Source organism: Pseudomonas sp. CFBP13528, from assembly GCF_005233615.1.
In the GTDB taxonomy this organism is placed as follows: domain Bacteria; phylum Pseudomonadota; class Gammaproteobacteria; order Pseudomonadales; family Pseudomonadaceae; genus Aquipseudomonas; species Aquipseudomonas fluorescens_AM.
The window spans coordinates 57,824-76,983 of the sequence record NZ_QGAJ01000020.1; the positions used below are offsets into that span (position 1 = coordinate 57,824).

21 protein-coding genes and 1 pseudogene are annotated in these 19,160 nt (G+C 59.8%); 10 read left to right on the top strand and 12 right to left on the bottom strand.

The features are described 5' to 3' along the window. Window positions 1–4 precede the first annotated feature (4 nt). Window positions 5–1,318: a tRNA 5-hydroxyuridine modification protein YegQ gene (yegQ, locus tag PspCFBP13528_RS24935; RefSeq protein WP_101221391.1), complete on the bottom strand. Its 1,314-nt coding sequence runs from the start codon at window positions 1,316–1,318 to the stop codon at window positions 5–7. Window positions 1,319–1,494: 176 nt separating this feature from the next. On the opposite strand from yegQ, the gene PspCFBP13528_RS24940 reads away from it, so the two are divergent. Next, window positions 1,495–2,562 carry an AI-2E family transporter gene (locus PspCFBP13528_RS24940; protein WP_065884058.1) on the top strand — a complete coding sequence of 356 codons (1,068 nt, stop codon included), beginning with the start codon at window positions 1,495–1,497 and terminating at the stop codon, window positions 2,560–2,562. Here PspCFBP13528_RS24940 and PspCFBP13528_RS24945 read toward each other — a convergent pair. The 3 genes from PspCFBP13528_RS24945 to PspCFBP13528_RS24955 all read right to left on the bottom strand — a co-directional run bounded on the left by PspCFBP13528_RS24945 (window position 2,559) and on the right by PspCFBP13528_RS24955 (window position 3,614). Beyond that, window positions 2,559–2,741 (bottom strand): hypothetical protein, encoded by a 183-nt coding sequence (locus PspCFBP13528_RS24945; protein WP_065952283.1) that lies wholly within the window; start codon window positions 2,739–2,741, stop codon window positions 2,559–2,561. The two genes, PspCFBP13528_RS24940 and PspCFBP13528_RS24945, sit on opposite strands and share 4 nt — an antisense overlap. Window positions 2,742–2,832: 91 nt before the next feature. Next, complete coding sequence (locus tag PspCFBP13528_RS24950; protein WP_057726255.1) at window positions 2,833–3,027, bottom strand: hypothetical protein; 195 nt, start codon at window positions 3,025–3,027, stop codon at window positions 2,833–2,835. Between the two features lie 233 nt (window positions 3,028–3,260). Next, window positions 3,261–3,614: a hypothetical protein gene (locus PspCFBP13528_RS24955; protein WP_065952329.1), complete on the bottom strand. Its 354-nt coding sequence runs from the start codon at window positions 3,612–3,614 to the stop codon at window positions 3,261–3,263. Between the two features lie 165 nt (window positions 3,615–3,779). Between PspCFBP13528_RS24955 and PspCFBP13528_RS24960 the strand changes: the two genes are divergently transcribed. After that, window positions 3,780–4,598 carry a shikimate 5-dehydrogenase gene (locus PspCFBP13528_RS24960; protein WP_137201737.1) on the top strand — a complete coding sequence of 273 codons (819 nt, stop codon included), beginning with the start codon at window positions 3,780–3,782 and terminating at the stop codon, window positions 4,596–4,598. A gap of 155 nt (window positions 4,599–4,753) precedes the next feature. Here PspCFBP13528_RS24960 and PspCFBP13528_RS24965 read toward each other — a convergent pair whose 3' ends face one another. After that, complete coding sequence (locus PspCFBP13528_RS24965) at window positions 4,754–5,404, bottom strand: DUF480 domain-containing protein (protein ID WP_101221393.1); 651 nt, start codon at window positions 5,402–5,404, stop codon at window positions 4,754–4,756. A gap of 115 nt (window positions 5,405–5,519) precedes the next feature. On the opposite strand from PspCFBP13528_RS24965, the gene PspCFBP13528_RS24970 reads away from it, so the two are divergent. After that, window positions 5,520–6,029, top strand: a complete 510-nt coding sequence (locus PspCFBP13528_RS24970; protein ID WP_057726249.1) for a DUF1993 domain-containing protein — start codon at window positions 5,520–5,522, stop codon at window positions 6,027–6,029. A 65-nt stretch (window positions 6,030–6,094) separates the two neighbouring features. Here PspCFBP13528_RS24970 and sstT read toward each other — a convergent pair whose 3' ends face one another. Then, window positions 6,095–7,315, bottom strand: coding sequence for a serine/threonine transporter SstT (gene sstT / locus PspCFBP13528_RS24975; RefSeq protein WP_065952280.1), 1,221 nt, complete (start codon window positions 7,313–7,315; stop codon window positions 6,095–6,097). A gap of 159 nt (window positions 7,316–7,474) precedes the next feature. Further along, window positions 7,475–8,377, bottom strand: coding sequence for a transcriptional activator NhaR (gene nhaR / locus PspCFBP13528_RS24980; protein WP_065952279.1), 903 nt, complete (start codon window positions 8,375–8,377; stop codon window positions 7,475–7,477). 134 nt (window positions 8,378–8,511) lie between these two features. Here nhaR and PspCFBP13528_RS24985 point away from each other — a divergent pair, with 134 nt between their 5' ends. From PspCFBP13528_RS24985 to mnmH, 4 genes are all read left to right on the top strand, one after another. After that, window positions 8,512–8,763 (top strand): hypothetical protein, encoded by a 252-nt coding sequence (locus tag PspCFBP13528_RS24985; RefSeq protein WP_065952278.1) that lies wholly within the window; start codon window positions 8,512–8,514, stop codon window positions 8,761–8,763. A gap of 28 nt (window positions 8,764–8,791) precedes the next feature. Then, entirely contained in the window at window positions 8,792–9,541 is a 750-nt protein-coding gene (locus tag PspCFBP13528_RS24990) for a TerC family protein (RefSeq protein ID WP_065952277.1), read from the top strand. Between the two features lie 93 nt (window positions 9,542–9,634). After that, window positions 9,635–10,669: a selenide, water dikinase SelD gene (gene selD / locus PspCFBP13528_RS24995; RefSeq protein WP_065952276.1), complete on the top strand. Its 1,035-nt coding sequence runs from the start codon at window positions 9,635–9,637 to the stop codon at window positions 10,667–10,669. Continuing rightward, window positions 10,669–11,772 carry a tRNA 2-selenouridine(34) synthase MnmH gene (mnmH, locus tag PspCFBP13528_RS25000; RefSeq protein WP_137201738.1) on the top strand — a complete coding sequence of 368 codons (1,104 nt, stop codon included), beginning with the start codon at window positions 10,669–10,671 and terminating at the stop codon, window positions 11,770–11,772. Before selD ends, mnmH begins: the two co-directional genes overlap by 1 nt. A gap of 63 nt (window positions 11,773–11,835) precedes the next feature. Here mnmH and PspCFBP13528_RS25005 read toward each other — a convergent pair whose 3' ends face one another. Together PspCFBP13528_RS25005 and PspCFBP13528_RS25010 are read right to left on the bottom strand one after the other, a co-directional pair. After that, complete coding sequence (locus PspCFBP13528_RS25005; protein ID WP_065952274.1) at window positions 11,836–12,891, bottom strand: permease; 1,056 nt, start codon at window positions 12,889–12,891, stop codon at window positions 11,836–11,838. 58 nt (window positions 12,892–12,949) lie between these two features. Continuing rightward, window positions 12,950–13,651: a histidine phosphatase family protein gene (locus PspCFBP13528_RS25010; protein ID WP_065952273.1), complete on the bottom strand. Its 702-nt coding sequence runs from the start codon at window positions 13,649–13,651 to the stop codon at window positions 12,950–12,952. A 250-nt stretch (window positions 13,652–13,901) separates the two neighbouring features. Here PspCFBP13528_RS25010 and PspCFBP13528_RS25015 point away from each other — a divergent pair, with 250 nt between their 5' ends. From PspCFBP13528_RS25015 to hemB, 3 genes are all read left to right on the top strand, one after another. Beyond that, a complete protein-coding gene (locus tag PspCFBP13528_RS25015) occupies window positions 13,902–14,600 on the top strand; it encodes a glutathione S-transferase N-terminal domain-containing protein (protein ID WP_101221397.1) in 699 nt (232 codons plus the stop codon). Window positions 14,601–14,602: 2 nt separating this feature from the next. Continuing rightward, window positions 14,603–15,433: a PhzF family phenazine biosynthesis protein gene (locus PspCFBP13528_RS25020; protein WP_137201739.1), complete on the top strand. Its 831-nt coding sequence runs from the start codon at window positions 14,603–14,605 to the stop codon at window positions 15,431–15,433. Between the two features lie 117 nt (window positions 15,434–15,550). Continuing rightward, the gene (gene hemB, locus PspCFBP13528_RS25025; protein WP_016977356.1) at window positions 15,551–16,525 is read left to right on the top strand and encodes a porphobilinogen synthase; all 975 of its coding nucleotides are present in this window, start codon (window positions 15,551–15,553) and stop codon (window positions 16,523–16,525) included. Window positions 16,526–16,571: 46 nt separating this feature from the next. Here the strand turns inward: hemB and PspCFBP13528_RS25030 are convergent, their stop codons facing one another. From PspCFBP13528_RS25030 to PspCFBP13528_RS27995, 3 genes and pseudogenes are all read right to left on the bottom strand, one after another. Continuing rightward, window positions 16,572–16,958 (bottom strand): hypothetical protein, encoded by a 387-nt coding sequence (locus tag PspCFBP13528_RS25030; protein WP_137201740.1) that lies wholly within the window; start codon window positions 16,956–16,958, stop codon window positions 16,572–16,574. Next, window positions 16,955–18,412 (bottom strand): RHS repeat-associated core domain-containing protein (locus PspCFBP13528_RS25035; RefSeq protein ID WP_241669141.1); only part of this gene is annotated, 1,458 nt, incomplete at its 5' end. The genes PspCFBP13528_RS25035 and PspCFBP13528_RS25030, both read right to left, overlap by 4 nt. Window position 18,413: 1 nt before the next feature. Further along, window positions 18,414–19,160: pseudogene (locus PspCFBP13528_RS27995) on the bottom strand (type IV secretion protein Rhs); the annotation flags it as partial.

The following is a 19,160-nucleotide window of genomic DNA, read 5'->3' on the forward strand; positions in this document are numbered from 1 at the left end:
TCGTTCACAGATCGCGCATCAACAGGCCAAAATCCAGGCCCGCCTCGGCCGGCAAGGGCACGTACACCGTGTGCCCGTCCCCCGGCGCTACCTCGATGGCGTCGCCCTTTGCGTTATGCAACGAGGCCAGGTCAAAGTGGAAGTTGCCGGCCGGCGTCATCAATTCCAGATGATTGCCCACGGCGAAGCGGTTCTTCACCTTGACCTCGGCCAGCTCGCCCCGGCGTTCGCCGGTCAGTTCACCGACAAACTGCTGGCGCTCGGAGACGGAGCTGCCGTGCTGGTAGTTCTGGTATTCATCGTGCACATGGCGGCGCAGAAAGCCTTCGGTGTAACCGCGTTGGGCCAGGGATTCGAGGTCGGTCATCAAGCGGCGGTCAAAGGCGCGACCGGCCACCGCATCATCGATTGCCCGGCGATACACCTGGGTGGTGCGCGCGCAATAGAAGTGCGATTTGGTGCGGCCTTCGATCTTCAGCGAATGCACGCCCATCTGGGTCAGGCGCTCCACATGCTGCACGGCGCGCAAGTCCTTGGCGTTCATGATGTAGGTGCCGTGCTCGTCTTCGAACGCGGGCATCTGTTCATCGGGGCGATGGGCTTCCTGCAACAGGAATACCTGGTCGGTCGGCGTACCGAGGCCCAGCGTCGGTTCAACGGCCTGGACGATCTCACCCGTGGCATTTTCCACCGCCGCGCTGGCCTGGTACTTCCAGCGGCACGCATTGGTGCAGGTACCCTGGTTGGCGTCGCGCCTGTTCATATAGCCCGACAGCAGGCACCGCCCGGAATAGGCCATGCACAGGGCGCCATGCACAAACACCTCCAGCTCCATGGCCGGCACCTGCTGGCCAATCTCGCCGATTTCTTCCAGGGACAGCTCCCGCGACAGGATCACCCGGCAGATGCCCTGTTGCTGCCAGAACTCCACGCTGGCCCAGTTGACGGTGTTGGCTTGCACCGACAAGTGAATCGGCATCTGCGGAAAATGCCGGCGCACCAGCATGATCAGCCCCGGGTCAGACATGATCAGCGCATCCGGGCCCATGGCGACCACGGGCGTCAGGTCCTTGAGGAAGGTCTTCAACTTGGCGTTGTGCGGCGCAATGTTCACCACCACGTAGAAGCGCTTGCCCTGTGATTGGGCCTCCTGGATCCCGAGGGCCAGGTTGGCGTGGTCGAATTCATTGTTGCGCACGCGCAGGCTGTAGCGCGGCTGGCCGGCGTACACCGCATCGGCGCCATAGGCGAAGGCGTAACGCATGTTCTTCAATGTGCCGGCGGGAGCGAGCAGTTCGGGGGCGATTATCGGGGGCATGGTGCGTACGTCGCAAAAAAAGCGCGAGGGTAGTGCAGGGCAGGGCGCGATGCATTGATCCACGTCTGGTTAAGCCGATCTATGCTTGTTCGATAAACCAGGGCACTCCCAGGTTGCGCTGCGGACTAAGCAACAGGGCCGACACCGGCCCCGTGCTTTTTTGACATGGATCGGACATGAATCAAACCAATCTGCAATTCAAGACCTTGCTGTTACTCCTGGCCCTGGTCACTGTCGCCTTTATCTGGATATTGCTGCCGTTCTACGGCGCGGTGTTCTGGGCGGTAATCCTCGGCATCATCTTCGCGCCCATGCAGCGCCGCCTGCAACAGCGCTTTGGCTGGAACCGCAACCTGACCTCCCTGACCACCTTGTTGGTGTGCCTGGTGATCGCGATTTTGCCGGTGATCATTACCAGCGCCTTGCTGGTGCAAGAGGGCGCCACGCTCTATAAGAACGTCGAAAGCGGCAAGTTGGATGTGGCCGGTTATATCGAGCAGTTCAAGCATTTCCTGCCGCCGTATTTCCAGCACCTGCTGGACCGTTTTGGCATGGGCAACCTGGAAGGCCTGCGCGAGAAGGTGGTCAAGGGCGCGATGCAGGGCAGCCAGTTCTTCGCTTCCCAGGCGTTCAGCTTCGGCCAGGGCACGTTCGATTTCCTGGTGAGCTTCTTCATCATGCTGTACCTGCTGTTTTTCCTGCTGCGCGACGGCCCGGAGCTGGTCCGCAAGGTGCGCACGGCGGTGCCGTTGGCCGAGCCGCAAAAGCGTCGCCTGCAACTCAAGTTCAACCGGGTGGTGCGGGCCACGGTCAAGGGCAACGTGCTGGTAGCCGTGACCCAAGGTGCGCTGGGGGGCTTGATCTTCTGGTTCCTGGATATTCCCAGCGCGTTGCTCTGGGCGGTATTGATGGCGTTTCTGTCGCTGCTGCCTGCGGTGGGCGCCGGGATTGTCTGGGGGCCGGTGGCCGCTTACTTCCTGTTGAGCGGTTCGATCTGGCAGGGCGTTGTGCTGGCGTTGTTCGGCGTGTTCGTGATCGGCCTGGTGGACAATGTGCTGCGCCCGATTCTGGTGGGCAAGGACACCAAGATGCCGGATTACCTGATCCTGATCTCGACCCTGGGCGGGCTGTCGGTGTTTGGCCTGAATGGTTTCGTGATCGGGCCGCTGGTCGCGGCGCTGTTCATGTCCTGCTGGGCGTTGTTTGTCGAAACCAAGCCGCGTGTCAAGCTGCCGCTGCCCTAGGCTTCAAGCCTGTAGCCGGCTGCCAGCTGGCGTTGCATCTGGGCATCGGATAACGAGGTGAGCGGGCCGCTGATGGGCTCGCCATCGCTGACCACGTACCAGCAGGCGAGCAGGCCCAGCTTGCGAAGAGGGGCGGGAACGGCGCTGCCGATGACGGACATGATCTGAACAGTGGGCATAAGTACCTCCAAACGTTATGGAGGTCACCTTACGGTGCGCCGGCGCCGAGGAAAAATCACCTGGCTCGATAGTCGACATCAACGCCAGACGTCAATCCACCACCTGATCGAGCATGTGCACCACTTCCTGTTCGCTGAGCAAGCCTTTGCGCACCAGGCTTTCAGCCAGCAATGCCAGGAACTTTGCGCTGCGGTGGCCTTCCAGGTGCTTGAGTTCTGTCAGGGCGCTGTAGACCTTGCTGGACGTACAGAGGCCAGCGGTGCGGTGCGGATTTTGCGTGGGCATGGTCAATCGTCCTTAATTGTTATTGAGTGGACAGAATCGATACTGAAACGGCTTGGTGACACAAACATGACAGCGTTCGTAGGGGGCGATCAAGAGGCGATCCCAACCTGATGATGTGGGATCGGCGCTCAAGCATTGTCCTCACAACGACCTTGGCAGGATAAATACAGACTTTGCGGCAAAAAAAGGCCCCGCGTGTGGGCGAGGCCTGTTGCATGTGCACCGATGGACGGTTACCAGCCGTGGCGATAGTAGCCGTGGGGCGGGCCATAGTAGCCATAGCCCCGTGGCGGGCCGTAATAGACGGGTGCCGGGCGGTAATAAACCTGTTGCTGCACATACACTGGCGGCGGCGGTGCGTAGTAGACCGGCGGTGGAGCGGCATACACCGGCTGCGGCTGCACGTACACCGGTTGTTGCTGTACGTAGACCTCACGAGGCTGGCTGGCAACCACGGAGCCGACGACGGCTGCACCGACAAGCGCACCCAACACGGCCGGGCCGCCCCACCCACCACCGTGAGCGGAAGCTTGGCCTGCCATAGCGAGTGCGCCAATAAGCAAAGCAATCCTGGGGACTTTACGCATCATGATCTTTCCTCGGTTAGCCCCTGCGCTTGTGGTCTGCAATCAATAGACTCAAGGATTGTCGCGGGGATACTTTTAAGACAACGTATTTCTGAAAAACAGCACAGCCAATAGGTAAAGGTTGTGTAAGGTCTGTACCGATTTGCTTACTTCAAGGAGCTACCCATGCAGATGCACCCCAATAAGGACACCCGGCTGTGCATGTCACTGTCGGCGCGTCCTGGAAATTTCGGCCTGCGTTTCCACAACCATCTGTATGAGCAGTTGGGCCTGAATTTCTACTATAAGGCCTTCAGCAGCCAGGACTTGCCTGGCGCGATCGGCGGCATACGAGCGCTGGGTATTCGCGGCTGTGGCGTGTCCATGCCGTTCAAGGAAGCTGCCATCGCTTTAGTGGACGAACTTGACGATTCGGTTCAAGCCATCGATTCGCTGAACACCATCGTCAACACCGACGGCCGTCTCAAGGCCTACAACACCGATTACATCGCCGTTGAGCAACTGCTGAAAAAGCATCGGGTACCCCAAGGTTCGAGCTTCGCCCTGCGTGGCAGTGGCGGCATGGCCAAGGCCGTGGCCAGTGCCTTGCGTGATGGCGGTTACGCCAATGGTGTGATCGTGGCGCGCAACGAAGCGGCGGGCAGGGCCCTGGCGCAGAACCTGGGGTATGCATGGCAGGCTGAACTGGGCGAGTTACGTCCGCAGATGCTGGTTAATGTGACGCCGATAGGCATGACCGGCGGGGCGGAAGCGAATCAGCTGGCATTTGCGGCCGATGCGGTGGATAACGCCGAGACGGTGTTCGATGTCGTCGCGATCCCCGCTGAAACGCCCTTGATCGTGCGTGCGCGTGCCAAGAACAAGCGGGTGATTACCGGGCTTGAAGTGATTGCGATCCAGGCGCTGGAGCAGTTTGTGCTGTATACCGGCGTGCGTCCTACGCAGGAGCAGTTCGAGGCGGCGGTGGCCTTCGCCCGGAGCTGACGCCCTGTAGGAGCGAGCTTGCTCGCGAAAAACTCACTGGCACCGCGTTCATTCAGAAAACACGCGTTATCGTTGACGTTTTTCGCGAGCAAGCTCGCTCCTACAGACGGTGGTGTACGCTTAACTGACTGGCATTCGCGCAGGGTTGAATCTCGTCAGGCCTGTTCCAACTGTGTCAGGCGTTCTTCCAGCGCCGCAATCCGCGCTTCCAGCTCTTCAATGCGCTCCATTGAGACAGCCCCGCCGCCACGCTCCACCGGATTTGCGCGCGCCGCAATAATCGCTTCGATATCCGCCGGGTCGCCCAGCGCATGGGTATACCGATCCTCGCGCTGCCCCGCCTGGCGTGGCACCAACACCGCCAAACCGCGGCCAATCAGACGTTCCAGTTGATGCACCACTTGCTCGGCGTCTTCAAAGTCATGCATGCGCCCGCTGCGCGTCAGCAACTCGTTGACCGTCTGCGGCCCGCGCAGGAACAGCAGCCCGATCAGGATCACCTGCGCCGGTACCAGTTCCAGCGCTTTGTCGACGCGGTGTTCCCAGCGGTCGGCGCGGCTGCCCATGACCAGCCGGGTAAAACCCTGGCCTTCGAGCACGCGCAAGCTTTGGCCAACCTGGCCCTGGCTGAGGTTGGTCACCGGTTCGCGGCTGGTCTTCTGGTTACAGGCCAGCACCAGGGCGTTAAGGGTCAGGGGGTAGGTCTCCGGGTTGGTGGCCTGTTTCTCGATCAGGCAGCCCAGGACGCGGATTTCCGTGCTGTTCAGGCGCGGCTCAGGGGTGTCGGTGTCGTGCTCGGCGGTCATCGCGCGTTCCCTATGCAGTGAATCCCCTAGCCTAAGCCGGAAAAAATAAAAGACAAGCGGCAGGCATGGCTATAATCGCCGCTGGTTCCAACCCTGCCATTACCGTGAGACTGACATGACTATTTCCCTGTATGCCGCTTCTATCCCAGTCTTCAAGCAAATGCTCAACGCCCTGAGCGATGTGCTGAACAAAGCCGAAGCCCACGCCAGCGCCAAAAACATCGAGCCGAACGCCTTGCTGCAGGCGCGTCTGTTCCCGGACATGTTCCAACTGGTGCGTCAGGTACAGATCGCCGTGGACTTCGCCAAAGGTGTCAGCGCACGCCTGGCCGAGATTGAAGTGCCCAAGTACGAAGACAGCGAAGTCACCTTCGCCGACCTGCAAGCGTTGATCGCCAAAGTGCTGGCCTTCGTCGACACCATCAAGCCTGAGCAAATCGACGGCAAGGAAGGCATCGAAATCGTCACTCGCCCGGGCACCCCGAAAGAGAAGCGCTTCAGCGGCCAGTCCTACCTGCTGACCTACGGCCTGCCGCAGTTCTTCTTCCACGTCACCACCGCCTACGCGTTGTTGCGTCACAACGGCGTCGAAGTGGGCAAGCGTGATTACATGGGCGCTTTCTAAGCACCCACAAAAAAGCCCGGGAGCGTTCTTCAACGAACGGTCCCGGGCTTTTTTATTGCCGGTGTCTAAGCCGGCTGTGCATCCTTGTCCAAACACGCCGCTGCGGTGAACAACACATCGGTGGACGAGTTGAGCGCGGTTTCCGCCGAGTCCTGCAACACGCCGATGATGAAGCCGACAGCCACCACCTGCATGGCAATTTCACTCGGAATGCCGAACAGGCTGCACGCCAGCGGAATCAGCAGCAGCGAGCCGCCGGCCACCCCCGATGCCCCACAGGCACAGATGGCCGCGACCACACTGAGCAGCACGGCGGTGGGCAGGTCTACGGCGATGCCCAGGGTATGCACGGCCGCCAGGGTCAGTACAGTGATCGTGATTGCCGCACCGGCCATGTTGATCGTGGCGCCGAGTGGGATCGACACCGAATACGTGTCTTCATGCAGGCCCAGGCGTTTGCTCAACGCCAGGTTCACCGGAATATTGGCCGCCGAGCTGCGGGTGAAGAACGCGGTGATACCGCTTTCGCGCAGGCACAGCAACACCAGCGGGTAAGGGTTACGGCGCAGTTTCCAGAAAACGATGGCCGGGTTGATCACCAGCGCCACGAACAGCATGCAGCCGATCAGTACCACCAGCAGATGGGCATAGCCGAGCAGGGCGCCGAAGCCGGAGGTGGCCAGGGTCGAGGCGACCAGGCCGAAGATCCCCAGCGGGGCGAAGCGGATCACTACGCGTACGATCAGCGTTACGCCGTTGGACAGGTCGTCGAGCACCGTGCGGGTGGTGTCGCCTGCATGGCGAATGGCAATGCCCATGCCAATGGCCCAGGCCAGGATGCCAATGAAGTTGGCATTCATCAGTGCGCTGACCGGGTTATCCACCACGCTGAGCAGCAGGCTTTGCAGCACCTCGCCGATACCGCCGGGGGCGCTTACGGTGGCGTCATGGGTAGCCAGGACCAGGGAAGATGGGAACATCATGCTGGCAACCACTGCGACCACGGCAGCGGCAAAGGTACCAAGTAAATACAGGAACAGGATCGGTCGGATATGGGTTTCCTGACCGTGTTTATGATTGGCAATAGACGCCATCACCAGTACGAACACCAGGATCGGCGCGACGGCCTTCAGGGCCGTGACGAATACTTTACCGATAAAGCCGGTGGCCTTGGCGGCCTCTGGCAGCAACAGGGCCAGCACAATGCCAGCGATCAGGCCGATGATGATTTGGGTGACCAGGCTGACGCGCATTAAACGTTGCAGCAGTGAAGGGGCAGCAGTCATAAACGATTGTCTCTAGTTTTTTTAGTGGGCACAGCATTGCAGGGAGAAAGTGCTGTAGGAAGCAGGCGCGAAGTCTAGCATGCTGTAGGACGAGTCCCGTTTGCTGCGTCATTCCGTCACCGGCACCGTCGGATTTGCCAACTCGCTCCCACCGTGTGTTCAGGGCAGGGCGGTAAACAGTTCGCGTCGGGCGCCTTCGGTAATCGCCACGATGCCGGGGTGCTTGACCTTGCGCTCCACCGAGATGGCGTAGAAGGATTCGGTCACCGCGTCGGTCTGGCCGATCAGTGCCACGCCGTACTGGCGCACCACTTCATCGGCGATCACGCTGGGGGCGATAAAGATGCCGCTGCCGGACTGGCCGAATGCCTGCATCAAGGCGCTGTCGTCGAACTCGCCGATGATCCTGGGTTGGATCTGCTGATCGGCAAACCAGCGCTGCAAACGGCTGCGCACCACTGTCTCCGCGCCGGGGATCAACAACGGTGCGCCGTGCAAACATTCAGGGAACGCGCCGCCATGGCGCTCGGCCAACGCATGGGTGGCAAAAAAACTGATGCCACATTCCCCCAGCTTCTGGCTGTAGCCCTTGATGTCCAGGTGAGTAGGCATCGGGCTGTCGGAAATCACCAGGTCCAGGCGCTGGATCGCCAGGTCGGCCAATAACCGTTCGAGTTTGTCTTCACGGCACGTGATGCGCAGCGGTTCGCTCAGCTCCATGGTAGGAGCGATCAGGCGGTACACGATGGACTTGGGCACCACATCTGCCACCCCGACGCGAAACACAATCTGCTGCTCATTGGGTTGCGCGCGCAGCATCGCCTCCAACTCATTCCCGGTCTGGAACATCTGCTCGGCGTAGGGCAGGGCCTGGCGCCCGGCTTCGGTCAGTTCCAACTGGCGCCCCACCCGCTGAAACAGGTCGATGCCAAAGGTCTGTTCCAACAGGCTGATCTGCCCGCTGATGGTTTGGGGCGTGAGGTTCAGTTGTTCGCAGGCGCGCACGATGCTGCCCGTCTTCGCCACCACCCAGAAATAATGTAACTGTCGATAATTGAGCATCGCCGTCTACACTTCGTAAAAAACGAAGTATACGTTAGAAAAATACGAATTTTCCTGAACTGTTCACCTGCATAGAATGCCTCGCTATCGCGGGGCCACTATTTGGCCCCAAGGGTTCTAACGAGGAATACATCATGAAACTCAATTCCCTGGGCGCGGCGTCGCTGCTTGCGCTTTCATTGGTGGTGATCAGCGGTTGTGATCAGGTCGAGAAAAGCGCGCAGCAGGTGTTGGGCAAGGCCACCGAATCGGCCAAGCAGGCCATCGATGACACCCAGAAGGCCGCCGAACAGGCATTGAGTGAAGCGACCCAAGGCCTGATCAGTCCGCAGAAAAAGGATGATCAGGCAGAAAAAGACGCTGAATCGAACACCCAAGAAACCTAATTTCCCAGCACAACGTCAGGACTGACCTATGGATTATCTTTTACAACTGGCCGCCAGCCCCACCGCGTGGATCGCGCTGGCCACCTTGATCGTCATGGAAATCGTGCTGGGCATCGATAACCTGATCTTCATCTCGATTCTCACCAACAAGCTGCCTGAGCAGCATCGGGCCAAGGCGCGGCGCATTGGCATCAGCATGGCGCTGATATTGCGCCTGGGCCTGCTGAGCACCATCGCCTTTATCGTGCAACTGACGGCGCCGGTGTTCGAAGTGTTCGGCCAGGCCTTTTCGTGGAAGGACATGATCCTGATCGCCGGTGGTCTGTTCCTGGTGTGGAAGGCAACCACCGAGATCCACCACAGCATGGACCCGGCGCCCGAAGAGAAAACCAGCGTTGGCAATACGGTTGCCATAGGCTTTGCTGCCGCCATCGGGCAGATCCTGCTGCTCGACCTGGTGTTCTCCATCGACAGCATCATCACGGCAGTGGGCATGACCGAACACTTGCCGATCATGATCATTGCCGTGGTGACCTCGGTGATCGTGATGCTGGTGGCGGCCGAACCCTTGGCCAAGTTCATCAACGACAACCCGACCGTGGTGATGCTGGCCCTGGGTTTCCTGATCATGATCGGCATGACGCTGATCGCCGAAGGCTTCGGCGCCCATGTGCCAAAAGGCTACGTGTATGCAGCGATGGCGTTCTCGGCGGCGATCGAATGCCTGAACATTGCCCGACGTAACCGGCACGCGCGTTTGCTCGCTGCCCGGCAGTAACGCTTGATCTGAAAAGCCGGCCGTGTTCATTGGAGCGCGGTTGGCTTTTGGCTATCTGGTAGAATTCTCCCACACGATAGTCAGAGGTTTTCCATGAGCGAGCAGATTCGACTTACGCAGTACAGCCATGGTGCAGGTTGCGGTTGCAAGATCTCGCCTCAGGTGCTGGAGGTGATTCTGGCCGGCAGTGGCGCACAAAACCTCGATCCCAACCTCTGGGTGGGCAACGCTTCACGCGATGATGCGGCGGTGTACGCCATCGACGATGAACGCGGCGTGGTATCCACCACGGACTTTTTCATGCCGATTGTCGACGATCCCTTCGACTTCGGCCGCATCGCTGCCACCAACGCCATCAGCGACATCTACGCCATGGGCGGCGACCCGTTGATGGCCATCGCCATTCTTGGCTGGCCGGTGAACGTGCTGGCCCCGGAAGTTGCCCGCGAAGTCATTCGTGGCGGTCGCGCGGTATGCGATGCCGCCGGCATCCCCCTGGCGGGTGGGCACTCCATCGACGCGCCGGAACCGATCTTCGGCCTGGCCGTGACCGGTATCGTGCAAAAGCGCCATATGAAACGCAACGACACCGCCACCGCAGGGTGCAAGCTGTACCTGACCAAACCGTTGGGCATCGGCATCCTCACTACCGCCGAAAAGAAGGGCAAGTTGCGCGAGGCCGACATCGGCCTGGCCCGCGACTGGATGTGTACCCTCAACAAACCCGGTAGCCGCTTCGGCAAGCTGGCCGGGGTGACTGCCATGACCGATGTCACCGGTTTCGGCTTGCTCGGACATCTGGTGGAAATGGCCGACGGCAGCGGCCTCACCGCCCGCATCGAATATGCAAAAGTCCCACGCCTGCCAGGCGTCGAGTACTACCTGGACCAGGGCTGCGTACCCGGTGGCACCTTGCGCAACTTCGACAGCTACGCCAGCAAGGTCGGGCGTGTGCAGGAATTGCACAAGCGCGTGCTGTGCGATCCGCAAACCAGCGGTGGCTTGCTGATCGCCGTCACGCCCGAAGGCGACGCCGAGTTCCACGCGGTGGCCGCTGAACTGGGCCTGGCCCTCGAGTCCATTGGCGAACTGCTTGAGCGACAGACACACGCGGTAGAGGTGATTTGATGGCAACGGATATCACCGATTACCGCGACATCTTCCTCAACGACCGGCCGATGATGGATACCCGCGCGCCGGTCGAGTTCACCAAGGGCGCGTTCCCCGGCGTGGTCAACCTGCCGTTGATGACCGACGAAGAGCGCCAGCGGGTCGGCACCTGCTACAAGCAGCAAGGCCAGCAAGCCGCAATTGTTCTGGGCCATGAGCTGGTGTCGGGGACGGTCAAGGCCGAGCGTATCGAGCAATGGGCACAGTTCGCCCTGGCCAATCCACAGGGCTACCTGTACTGCTTTCGCGGCGGGTTACGCTCGCAGATTGTGCAGCAATGGCTGAAGACCGAAGCGGGTATCGAGTACCCGCGTGTCGGTGGTGGCTACAAGGCCATGCGTACTTTCCTACTGGATACGCTGGACCAGGCGACTGCCCAATGTGATTTTGTTCTGCTCGGCGGCATGACCGGCACCGGCAAGACCGAAGTGCTCGGTCAGTTACGCAACGCCCTGGACCTGGAAGGCCATGCCAACCATCGCGGCTCCAGCTTCGGCAAGCGCGCCACGGCGCAGCCTTCCAATATCGACTTCGAAAACCGCCTCGCGGTGGACGTGCTCAAAAAACGCGCGGCGGGCATCGAACAGTTCGTGGTCGAGGACGAGAGCCGCATGATCGGCAGCTGCGCGCTGCCGCTGCCGTTACACAAAGGTATGCAGACGTTCCCGATGGTATGGCTCGAAGACAGCGTTGAAGGTCGCGTCGAGCGCATCCTGCGCGATTATGTGGTCGACCTGTGCGCCGAGTTCATTGAGGTATTGGGTGAAAATGGCCAGGCATTGTTTGCCGAGCGTCTGACTCAAAGCCTTGCCAATATCCATAAGCGCCTGGGCGGCGAACGCTTTCAGCGGCTGCAGGCGATTTTGCAGGACGCCCTGGCGGAACAGGCACGCAGCGGGGCAGTGGACCTGCACCGCGTGTGGATCGAAGGCTTGTTGCGCGAGTATTACGACCCGATGTATGCGTTTCAGCGCGAGAACAAAGGGGCGCGGATCGAGTTTGCCGGGGATCAGGGTGCGGTGGTGGAATACTTGCGTGAGCGTGGTGCTCGGCGCGGTTGATTGGCAGGTTCGAAGGCCCCTTCGCGGGCAAGCCCGCGAAAGGGTCATCAGCCCACTCAACGTCTAAAGAATCACCGCCCCGATCAACCCGCACACCACTCCCATCAACATGGTCAGCCCGGCCACCGTCACCAGCACCCGCGCATCGAAATCCTTGCGCAGCATCAGCAGCGACGGCAGGCTTACGCTCGGCAGGGTCATCAGCAAGGCGACGGCCGGGCCGGTGCCCATGCCCAGGGTCATCATGGTTTGTACGATGGGAATCTCGGCCGCCGTAGGAATCACGAATAACGTGCCGACTATCGCCAGCGGAACCAGCCACACAAGGCTGTCGGCCATCGCCCCGTCCACATGGGGGAACAGCCAGACCCGTGCCGCGCCGAGGATCAGCACCGCGAGGATATACACCGGGATGGTGCTCCAGAACAGCTGCCACAACGTCCGTAACCAGCGCGTCAGGAAGGGTTCGGACTCAGCAGTGCTGACCTCGGCCACGGCCTCCAGCGCTGCTTCCGGCACCTGGTCCGGGCGTGCAATACGTTGCGCTATCAATGACACACCCACCACCAGCACAATCCCCGCCACCAGGCGCAACGCGGTAAAGCCCCAACCCAGCACAAAGCCCATGAACACCAGCGTGGCCGGGTTCAGCACCGGGTTGGCAATCCAGAACGCCAGGGCCGCGCCCACCGACACCTGCTGACGGCGCATGCCTGCCGCCACTGGCGCCGCGCAGCAACTGCACATCATCCCCGGCAAGGCGAACAGCCCGCCGCGCAGGGTCGATCCCAGGCCGGCGCGGCCGAACAGGCGCAGCAGCCAGTCGCGCGGGATCAGCACTTGCAGCAGGGAACCCAGGATGACCGCCAGCACGGCGGCTTTCCAGATCGCCAGAAAATACACCTGGGCATAGGCCAGCGCCGCCGCGAGGGGCGAGCTTTGCTGATCATTGAGAATCGAGGCACCGATGCTGTGGTTGTCAGCCGCGACAAAGGCCTTGAGGTAGTAGGGCGACCATTTCACGTAGTAGAGGCCGATGCAGGCCACCAGGAGAAACAGCGCAGGTTTGCACCAGAACGACCAGCCCCGGTTGGGCTGGGCAGAAGAGAGGTTGGACATGGAGATGTTCCGCCGATGAGTCAATAGCGCAGCATCATACGCGTCTGACGCTCAACCTTCAGGTATCTGCGCTGACCTGGGTCGGGTTGGGGCAGGTTTGCTCACCATTATCGAGCCCCTGCTTGTAGTTGCGACTGAGCAATGAGGCCTTGCCGTTGTGCCAGGTGAGTGTCAGCACGTACAGCGAGTCATAGTCGCTGCCGGACCAGTCGTCGGTGATGGTGTGCTTTTCGCCAGCCGCTTCACTGGCGACTTTGTTGATCAACTCCGGCAGGTAACCGTGGGACCAGGCGGTGTAGATCGTGGCGTTGTGGTACTTGTCTTCGACCAGTTCGTCGGCCAGGGCACTGGTGTCGTTTGCCGAGAACTTGATGTTGACCGGCAGGCCCAGCTTGATTGCGCTGGGGCTGATGGTCATCAGCGGGCGAATGTAGCTGTAGGAGTTGTCCAGCTCACCTTCCTCGACATTGCGCGTCGGGTTGGCGGCAAACACGAAATCGGCCTTGCCGAATTTTTCCGGCAATACACTGGCCAGGTTCATCGCACGGTTCAGGCCCTGACAATTGAGTTGGCCCAGGCCTCCGGCAGGTTTTTCGCCGTGGCGCAGAAATACCAGGGTTTGCACGCCGTCCACCGGTTGCGCGCGGCTTTCACGGGCATCCAGTGCCGTGACAATACCGGCGGTGACCAGCAGCAGCGGTAACATGATGTATGAATAACGTTTGATGTGTTGCACAAGGCGCAGAGGCTTGATCTTCATTTAGGTTCGAGTCTTCTTGCGTCGGTTTAAGGCTGACAGGCCCGGCCCATTGGCGCGGTGCGCGTCTGAGGTTGTTCCATGTCGGTATAGCCAGGTGCCTCCATTCACCGGATAAGCGCAGTTAAGAGTGCATTCGGGCATTTTGGTTCGCCCACGGGGATTTTAGCCAGGCAATGTTGCTCGATGATGACGTATGCACGACGCCGAGCAGATGTCTATCATGGGGATTTTCCGCTCAGGAATTTCCTCGATGAACGCACTCGCCGCTTTCCCGATCAACAGCAAATGGCCCGCGCAGCACCCGGAGCGCCTGCAGCTGTATTCGTTGCCTACGCCCAATGGCGTCAAGGTCTCGATCATGCTCGAAGAGCTCGGGCTGCCTTATGAGGCGCACAAGGTCAGCTTTGATACCCAGGACCAGTTGTCCGCCGAGTTCATGTCGCTCAATCCCAATAACAAGATCCCCGCAATCATTGACCCCAATGGCCCCAGCGGGCAGCCGCTGGCGTTGTTCGAGTCCGGCGCGATCCTGATTTACCTGGCGGAGAAGAGCAGCCAGCTGCTCGCTGAAGATCCGGCCACCCGCTACGAAACCCTTCAGTGGCTGATGTTCCAGATGGGCGGGATCGGCCCGATGTTCGGCCAGTTGGGGTTCTTCAACAAGTTCGCCGGCAAGGCCTATGAAGACAAGCGCCCGCGCGACCGTTATGCCGCCGAATCGCGGCGCTTGCTCCACGTGCTGGAAAAACGCCTGTTGGGCCGCACCTGGATCATGGGTGACGATTACAGCATCGCTGACATCGCCATCTTCCCCTGGATTCGCAACCTGATCGGCTTCTACGAATCCGGCGACCTGGTGGGCATTGCCGATTTTCCTAACGTACTGCGCGCGTTGGACGGCTTTGTCGCACGCCCAGCGGTGATCCGTGGCCTGAATATTCCGAGCTGAGCATGCCGACTTTCGATTTCAAACAACTGGATGTCTTCAGCCGTGTGCCGCTCAAAGGCAACCCACTTGCCGTGGTGCTCGGGGCCGACAGCCTGACGGACCAACAGATGGCCGACTTCGCCAAGTGGACGAACCTCAGCGAAACCACGTTTTTGCTGACGCCCCGTGACCCGCGAGCCGACTACCGGGTAAGAATTTTCACAACTATGCAGGAACTGCCGTTTGCCGGGCATCCGACCTTGGGCAGTTGCCACGCGTGGTTGCAGGCAGGCGGTATTGCGCGTGGGCAAGAGATCATTCAGGAGTGCGAAATCGGTTTGGTGCGCATTCGACGCGAAGGCGACGAACTGGCGTTCATCGCGCCACCGCTGTTGCGTTCTGGCGTTGTCGAGGCGCCGCTGCTGGAGCGTGTGCGCGTTGGGCTGGGCCTGGCGCCCGGCGCTATTGTGCGCAGCCAGTGGGTGGATAACGGCGCGGGTTGGCTGGCGGTGATGCTGGCTGATCGCCAGGCTGTGCTGGCGCTGCAGCCTGACTACTCGCAGTTGCTCGGCTTGGCGGTCGGCGTCATCGCGCCCGGCAATGGGGAGGACGCACAATTTGAGGTGCGCGCCTTCATCGCCGGCGACGGTGCTCAGGAAGACCCGGCCACCGGCAGCTTGAACGCCGGGCTTGCCCAATGGTTGCTCAGCGAGGGCCTGGCGCCGGAGCGCTACGTGGTCAGCCAGGGCACCGCCATCGGACGAGCGGGGCGCATTCGCATCGAGCGCCAGGGCAGTGAAATCTGGGTTGGCGGCGCCGTAGCCGTCTGCATCGAAGGGCATTTACAGCTCTAGATCAATGCAATTGTTACGCGGCGCGCAATACACTGTTGGCCCCTCGGCATTTGTGCCGCCGGGGCTTGGGGCATAAGCTTTGGCCCCAAAGATTTCAGCCACTTTTTCAGGAAAGCCATGACCAGCCAGTTCCCCCAAGCCCGCCCCCGTCGCCTGCGCCGCTCTCCGGAGCTGCGTGGCCTGTTCCAGGAAAGCGAATTCACGCTCAACGACCTGGTGCTGCCGATTTTCGTCGAAGAAGAAATCGACGACTTCGTGCCGATCACCAGCATGCCGGGCGTGTTGCGCATCCCTGAGAAAAAGCTGGCCGGCGAGATCGAGCGCTATGCCCGTGCCGGCATCAAGTCGGTGATGACCTTTGGCGTTTCCCATCATCTGGACGCCAGCGGCAGCGACACCTGGAAAGAGCGCGGCCTGGTCTCGCGCATGTCATCGATCATCAAGGACGCCGTGCCGGAAATGATTGTGATGTCCGACACCTGCTTCTGCGAGTACACCGATCACGGCCATTGCGGCGTGATGCATGGCGCCCACGTCGACAATGACGCGACCCTGGTCAACCTCGGCAAACAAGCCGTGGCCGCCGCCCGCGCCGGTGCCGACGTCATCGCGCCTTCGGCGGCAATGGACGGCCAGGTCCAGGCCATCCGCCGCGCCCTGGACGATGCCGGTTTCACCCACATCCCGATCATGGCCTACTCCACCAAATTCGCCTCGGCCCTCTACGGCCCGTTCCGCGAAGCCGGCGGCAGCGCCCTCAAGGGCGACCGCAAAAGCTACCAGATGAACCCGATGAACCGCCGCGAGGCCGTACGCGAATCGCTGCTCGACGAGCAGGAAGGCGCCGATGCGCTGATGGTCAAACCGGCCGGCGCCTACCTCGACATCATCCGCGACATCCGCGAAGCCTCACGCCTGCCAGTGGCGGCTTATCAGGTGAGCGGCGAGTACGCGATGATCAAATTCGGCGCCCAGGCGGGAGCGATTGACGAGGATCGCGTGGTGCGCGAGACCCTGGGCTCGATCAAGCGGGCGGGGGCGGATTTGATATTTACGTATTTTGCGATGGATTTGGCGTTGGCGGGGATTTAGGTAGACGCTCATTCTGTGGCGAGCGTGCTCGTCACAGATGCATTGGCTAAGTTTGCACCGATTCAGCCCAGCGCTGGCAGAAATCATGCTGCTCTTGTATATCATTGGTGAGATCGTTTTCTTCATAAGAAAATATATGCACAAGTTCCCCTTCTGGCTGCCCCATTGTCAGTTCGTAAGCAACAAGACCGTTTGACATATGTGAAGATATACCTGACGTGTGGACGTTGATTTTGGCGCCTTTGCAAAGAAACAACGTGTCTTTCATATCAGCTCTTAATAAGCCGAAGCAATCGTATAAGTCCATTGCTGTATAGGTTTTTTGGATCCCGTTGCTTAGCAATAGATAAAGGGTAGATTTACCGCCTTCATATTCGATCACTGCACTGTCACGTATCCCGTCTTTGATAATGGTGATTTCACGTGATTTCATGGGTATTTCCTATGCGGGTTCAAAATTGTATATCCCTTAAAGGTTCCGTCTTCATTAACTGGCGATGCGCCTAAAATATCCTTGGTATCTATTCGACCGGGAATTGCGATTTCTAATTCGTTTTTATGTTTTGAGAGCTTCCCGAGCTCTTTGTTTACGTCTCTTCCAGGAATTTTCCTCAGTGTGTAAAGGAAACCTTCTTCGAATCCAAAGCTTGAAGCAAATACCAACGCTTGTTTCCTTGAGGATGAAGTGGGGACGAAATTGCTAGGAGGACTGGCATTATTCAACACGTGCAGGAAAAGGTCTGTGCTGTCTCCTCGACTTTCAAATCCATTATTAAAGATTTCGTCTGGTTCTCTTAAGTCACCGCGATACAGATATTCTCGTTTTTTTTCTGAGCTGGGTAGCGGGGGAGCTCCCTCATCTACCTTTACCTGCCCGTGAGATTTTTCTGTATTAAGCTGTGGTTTACATCCGTCCGCGCCTGGACATGTACTTAAACCTAGCGGATCCACCCGCCCAGTAGGATTGGGCACGTACTGGTACGCATTAATCCCTCCCGGCAATTTCGCCGGATCGGGCGTCAGGTAACGACCAATATCCGGATTGTAGTAGCGATGGCGGTTGTAGTGCAGGCCGCTTTCCTGGTCGTAGTACTGGCCTTGGAAACGTAGTGGGTTGTCGATTTTGCCTACGTCCAGCCGGGCGATCTGGCCGTAGGCGCGGTAGTGGGCGGACCAGACGATGTCGCCGTCGGGAGTGGTGAGTTCCTGTGGTGTGCCTAGGTGGTCGAGTTGGTAGTGGTAGGGCTTGGTCTCTTCTGGGCCGAAGCCTTCCAGCAGTGCCAGCGGGCGGAAGCTGTCGGGTTCGTAGAGATAGCTGCGATGGCGATCGGCGTGGTGTTCGGCGATCAGCTTGTCGCCTTGCCAGAAGAACTCCGTGGTTTTCTCTTCGAGGGTTTTGCTGATGCGGCGACCAAACGGGTCATAGCGATAGCTGGCGATCTGGCCGTTGGGTTGGGTTACTTCGATCAGCCGGTGCTGGCAGTCATAGCGGTACTGGGTGACGAGTGAATGAGCTTTGCCGCGCCGTTCGCGGATCAGGTTGCCGAAAGCGTCATAGTCGTAATGGTGATCGCCTTGAATCACCAGCCGATTACCCGCCACGATGTCCGGGCCCGGCCTGTCTTGCATAAGCAAGTTGCCGGCGGGGTTGTGGCCGAAACGCTCCTGCACATCCTGCGAGTGATCGGCGCGGGTCAGGCGCTGGAGCGGGTCGTAGCGGTAACGGTGTTCGCCTTTGCGGGTGTCGAGCAGGCGGGTGAGGTTGCCGGCTTTGTCGTAGTCGTATTGGCGTTGATAGAGGTGGTTTTGCTGTTGGGTGACGGCGTGGGCGTGCAGGCGGTTTTGGTCGTCGTAGTGGTAGTGGCTGAGCAGTTGGCCTTGTTGGCGNCGTGGTTGAAGGTGACGCGGTTGTTGTCGGGCAGGCGTAAATGCTGGAGTTGCCCGCAGGCGTCGTAGCCGTAGCGCAAGGTGCCCCAGCCTTGATGTTCGGCAGTGAGGCGGTTTTGTTTGTCGTACTCGTAGGCCAGCGCCCAGTGGCCGTCTTCGACGCTGAGGAGGTTGCCTTGGCGGTCGTAGGCATAATCAATAATGCTGTTATCGGGCAGGGTTTTTCGTACGAGGCGACCGGCATGATCGCGCTCGTATAGGGTAACGAGCTGACTACCGTCGTCGCCGTGTTCGGTCTTTTCCAGCAGGTTGCCTTTGAGGTCGTAGGCGTAGGCAGTGCGTTGGCCGTCGAAGCCGGTTTCCTGTCGGATCAGGCCGTTGGGGTGGTAGTCCAGTTGATAGGTTTCGCCGACTTCGTTTTCGATGGCATTCAGCAGCAATCGAGCATTGTCGTAGCGATACTTGACCTGGGTACCATCGGCGTTGATACGGCGGCTGATCAGGTGCAGGCCGTCGGCGTATTCGTAGCGGGTGACCTGGCCGAGTTCATCGCGTTCGGCGATGATTTTTCCGTAGGGGTTGTAGCTGAATTCTCGATGAGTACCATCGGGCTGGGTCAGTCTCAGCAGCCGTCCTACAGCGTCCCATTGGTATTGAGTCAGCGCGCCATGCTCATCCTCCCGCGCAACCCGCCGCCCCAGATCGTCATAGCGATAGCGCTTGATCCCACCGTTGGGCAACTGTTCTT

Coding starts and splice junctions, on each gene's coding strand:
- yegQ (WP_101221391.1), bottom strand. CDS start 1,318: ATGCCCCCGATAATCGCCCCCGAACTGCTCGCTCCCGCCGGCACATTG.
- PspCFBP13528_RS24940 (WP_065884058.1), top strand. CDS start 1,495: ATGAATCAAACCAATCTGCAATTCAAGACCTTGCTGTTACTCCTGGCC.
- PspCFBP13528_RS24945 (WP_065952283.1), bottom strand. CDS start 2,741: ATGCCCACTGTTCAGATCATGTCCGTCATCGGCAGCGCCGTTCCCGCC.
- PspCFBP13528_RS24950 (WP_057726255.1), bottom strand. CDS start 3,027: ATGCCCACGCAAAATCCGCACCGCACCGCTGGCCTCTGTACGTCCAGC.
- PspCFBP13528_RS24955 (WP_065952329.1), bottom strand. CDS start 3,614: ATGCGTAAAGTCCCCAGGATTGCTTTGCTTATTGGCGCACTCGCTATG.
- PspCFBP13528_RS24960 (WP_137201737.1), top strand. CDS start 3,780: ATGCAGATGCACCCCAATAAGGACACCCGGCTGTGCATGTCACTGTCG.
- PspCFBP13528_RS24965 (WP_101221393.1), bottom strand. CDS start 5,404: ATGACCGCCGAGCACGACACCGACACCCCTGAGCCGCGCCTGAACAGC.
- PspCFBP13528_RS24970 (WP_057726249.1), top strand. CDS start 5,520: ATGACTATTTCCCTGTATGCCGCTTCTATCCCAGTCTTCAAGCAAATG.
- sstT (WP_065952280.1), bottom strand. CDS start 7,315: ATGACTGCTGCCCCTTCACTGCTGCAACGTTTAATGCGCGTCAGCCTG.
- nhaR (WP_065952279.1), bottom strand. CDS start 8,377: ATGCTCAATTATCGACAGTTACATTATTTCTGGGTGGTGGCGAAGACG.
- PspCFBP13528_RS24985 (WP_065952278.1), top strand. CDS start 8,512: ATGAAACTCAATTCCCTGGGCGCGGCGTCGCTGCTTGCGCTTTCATTG.
- PspCFBP13528_RS24990 (WP_065952277.1), top strand. CDS start 8,792: ATGGATTATCTTTTACAACTGGCCGCCAGCCCCACCGCGTGGATCGCG.
- selD (WP_065952276.1), top strand. CDS start 9,635: ATGAGCGAGCAGATTCGACTTACGCAGTACAGCCATGGTGCAGGTTGC.
- mnmH (WP_137201738.1), top strand. CDS start 10,669: ATGGCAACGGATATCACCGATTACCGCGACATCTTCCTCAACGACCGG.
- PspCFBP13528_RS25005 (WP_065952274.1), bottom strand. CDS start 12,891: ATGTCCAACCTCTCTTCTGCCCAGCCCAACCGGGGCTGGTCGTTCTGG.
- PspCFBP13528_RS25010 (WP_065952273.1), bottom strand. CDS start 13,651: ATGAAGATCAAGCCTCTGCGCCTTGTGCAACACATCAAACGTTATTCA.
- PspCFBP13528_RS25015 (WP_101221397.1), top strand. CDS start 13,902: ATGAACGCACTCGCCGCTTTCCCGATCAACAGCAAATGGCCCGCGCAG.
- PspCFBP13528_RS25020 (WP_137201739.1), top strand. CDS start 14,603: ATGCCGACTTTCGATTTCAAACAACTGGATGTCTTCAGCCGTGTGCCG.
- hemB (WP_016977356.1), top strand. CDS start 15,551: ATGACCAGCCAGTTCCCCCAAGCCCGCCCCCGTCGCCTGCGCCGCTCT.
- PspCFBP13528_RS25030 (WP_137201740.1), bottom strand. CDS start 16,958: ATGAAATCACGTGAAATCACCATTATCAAAGACGGGATACGTGACAGT.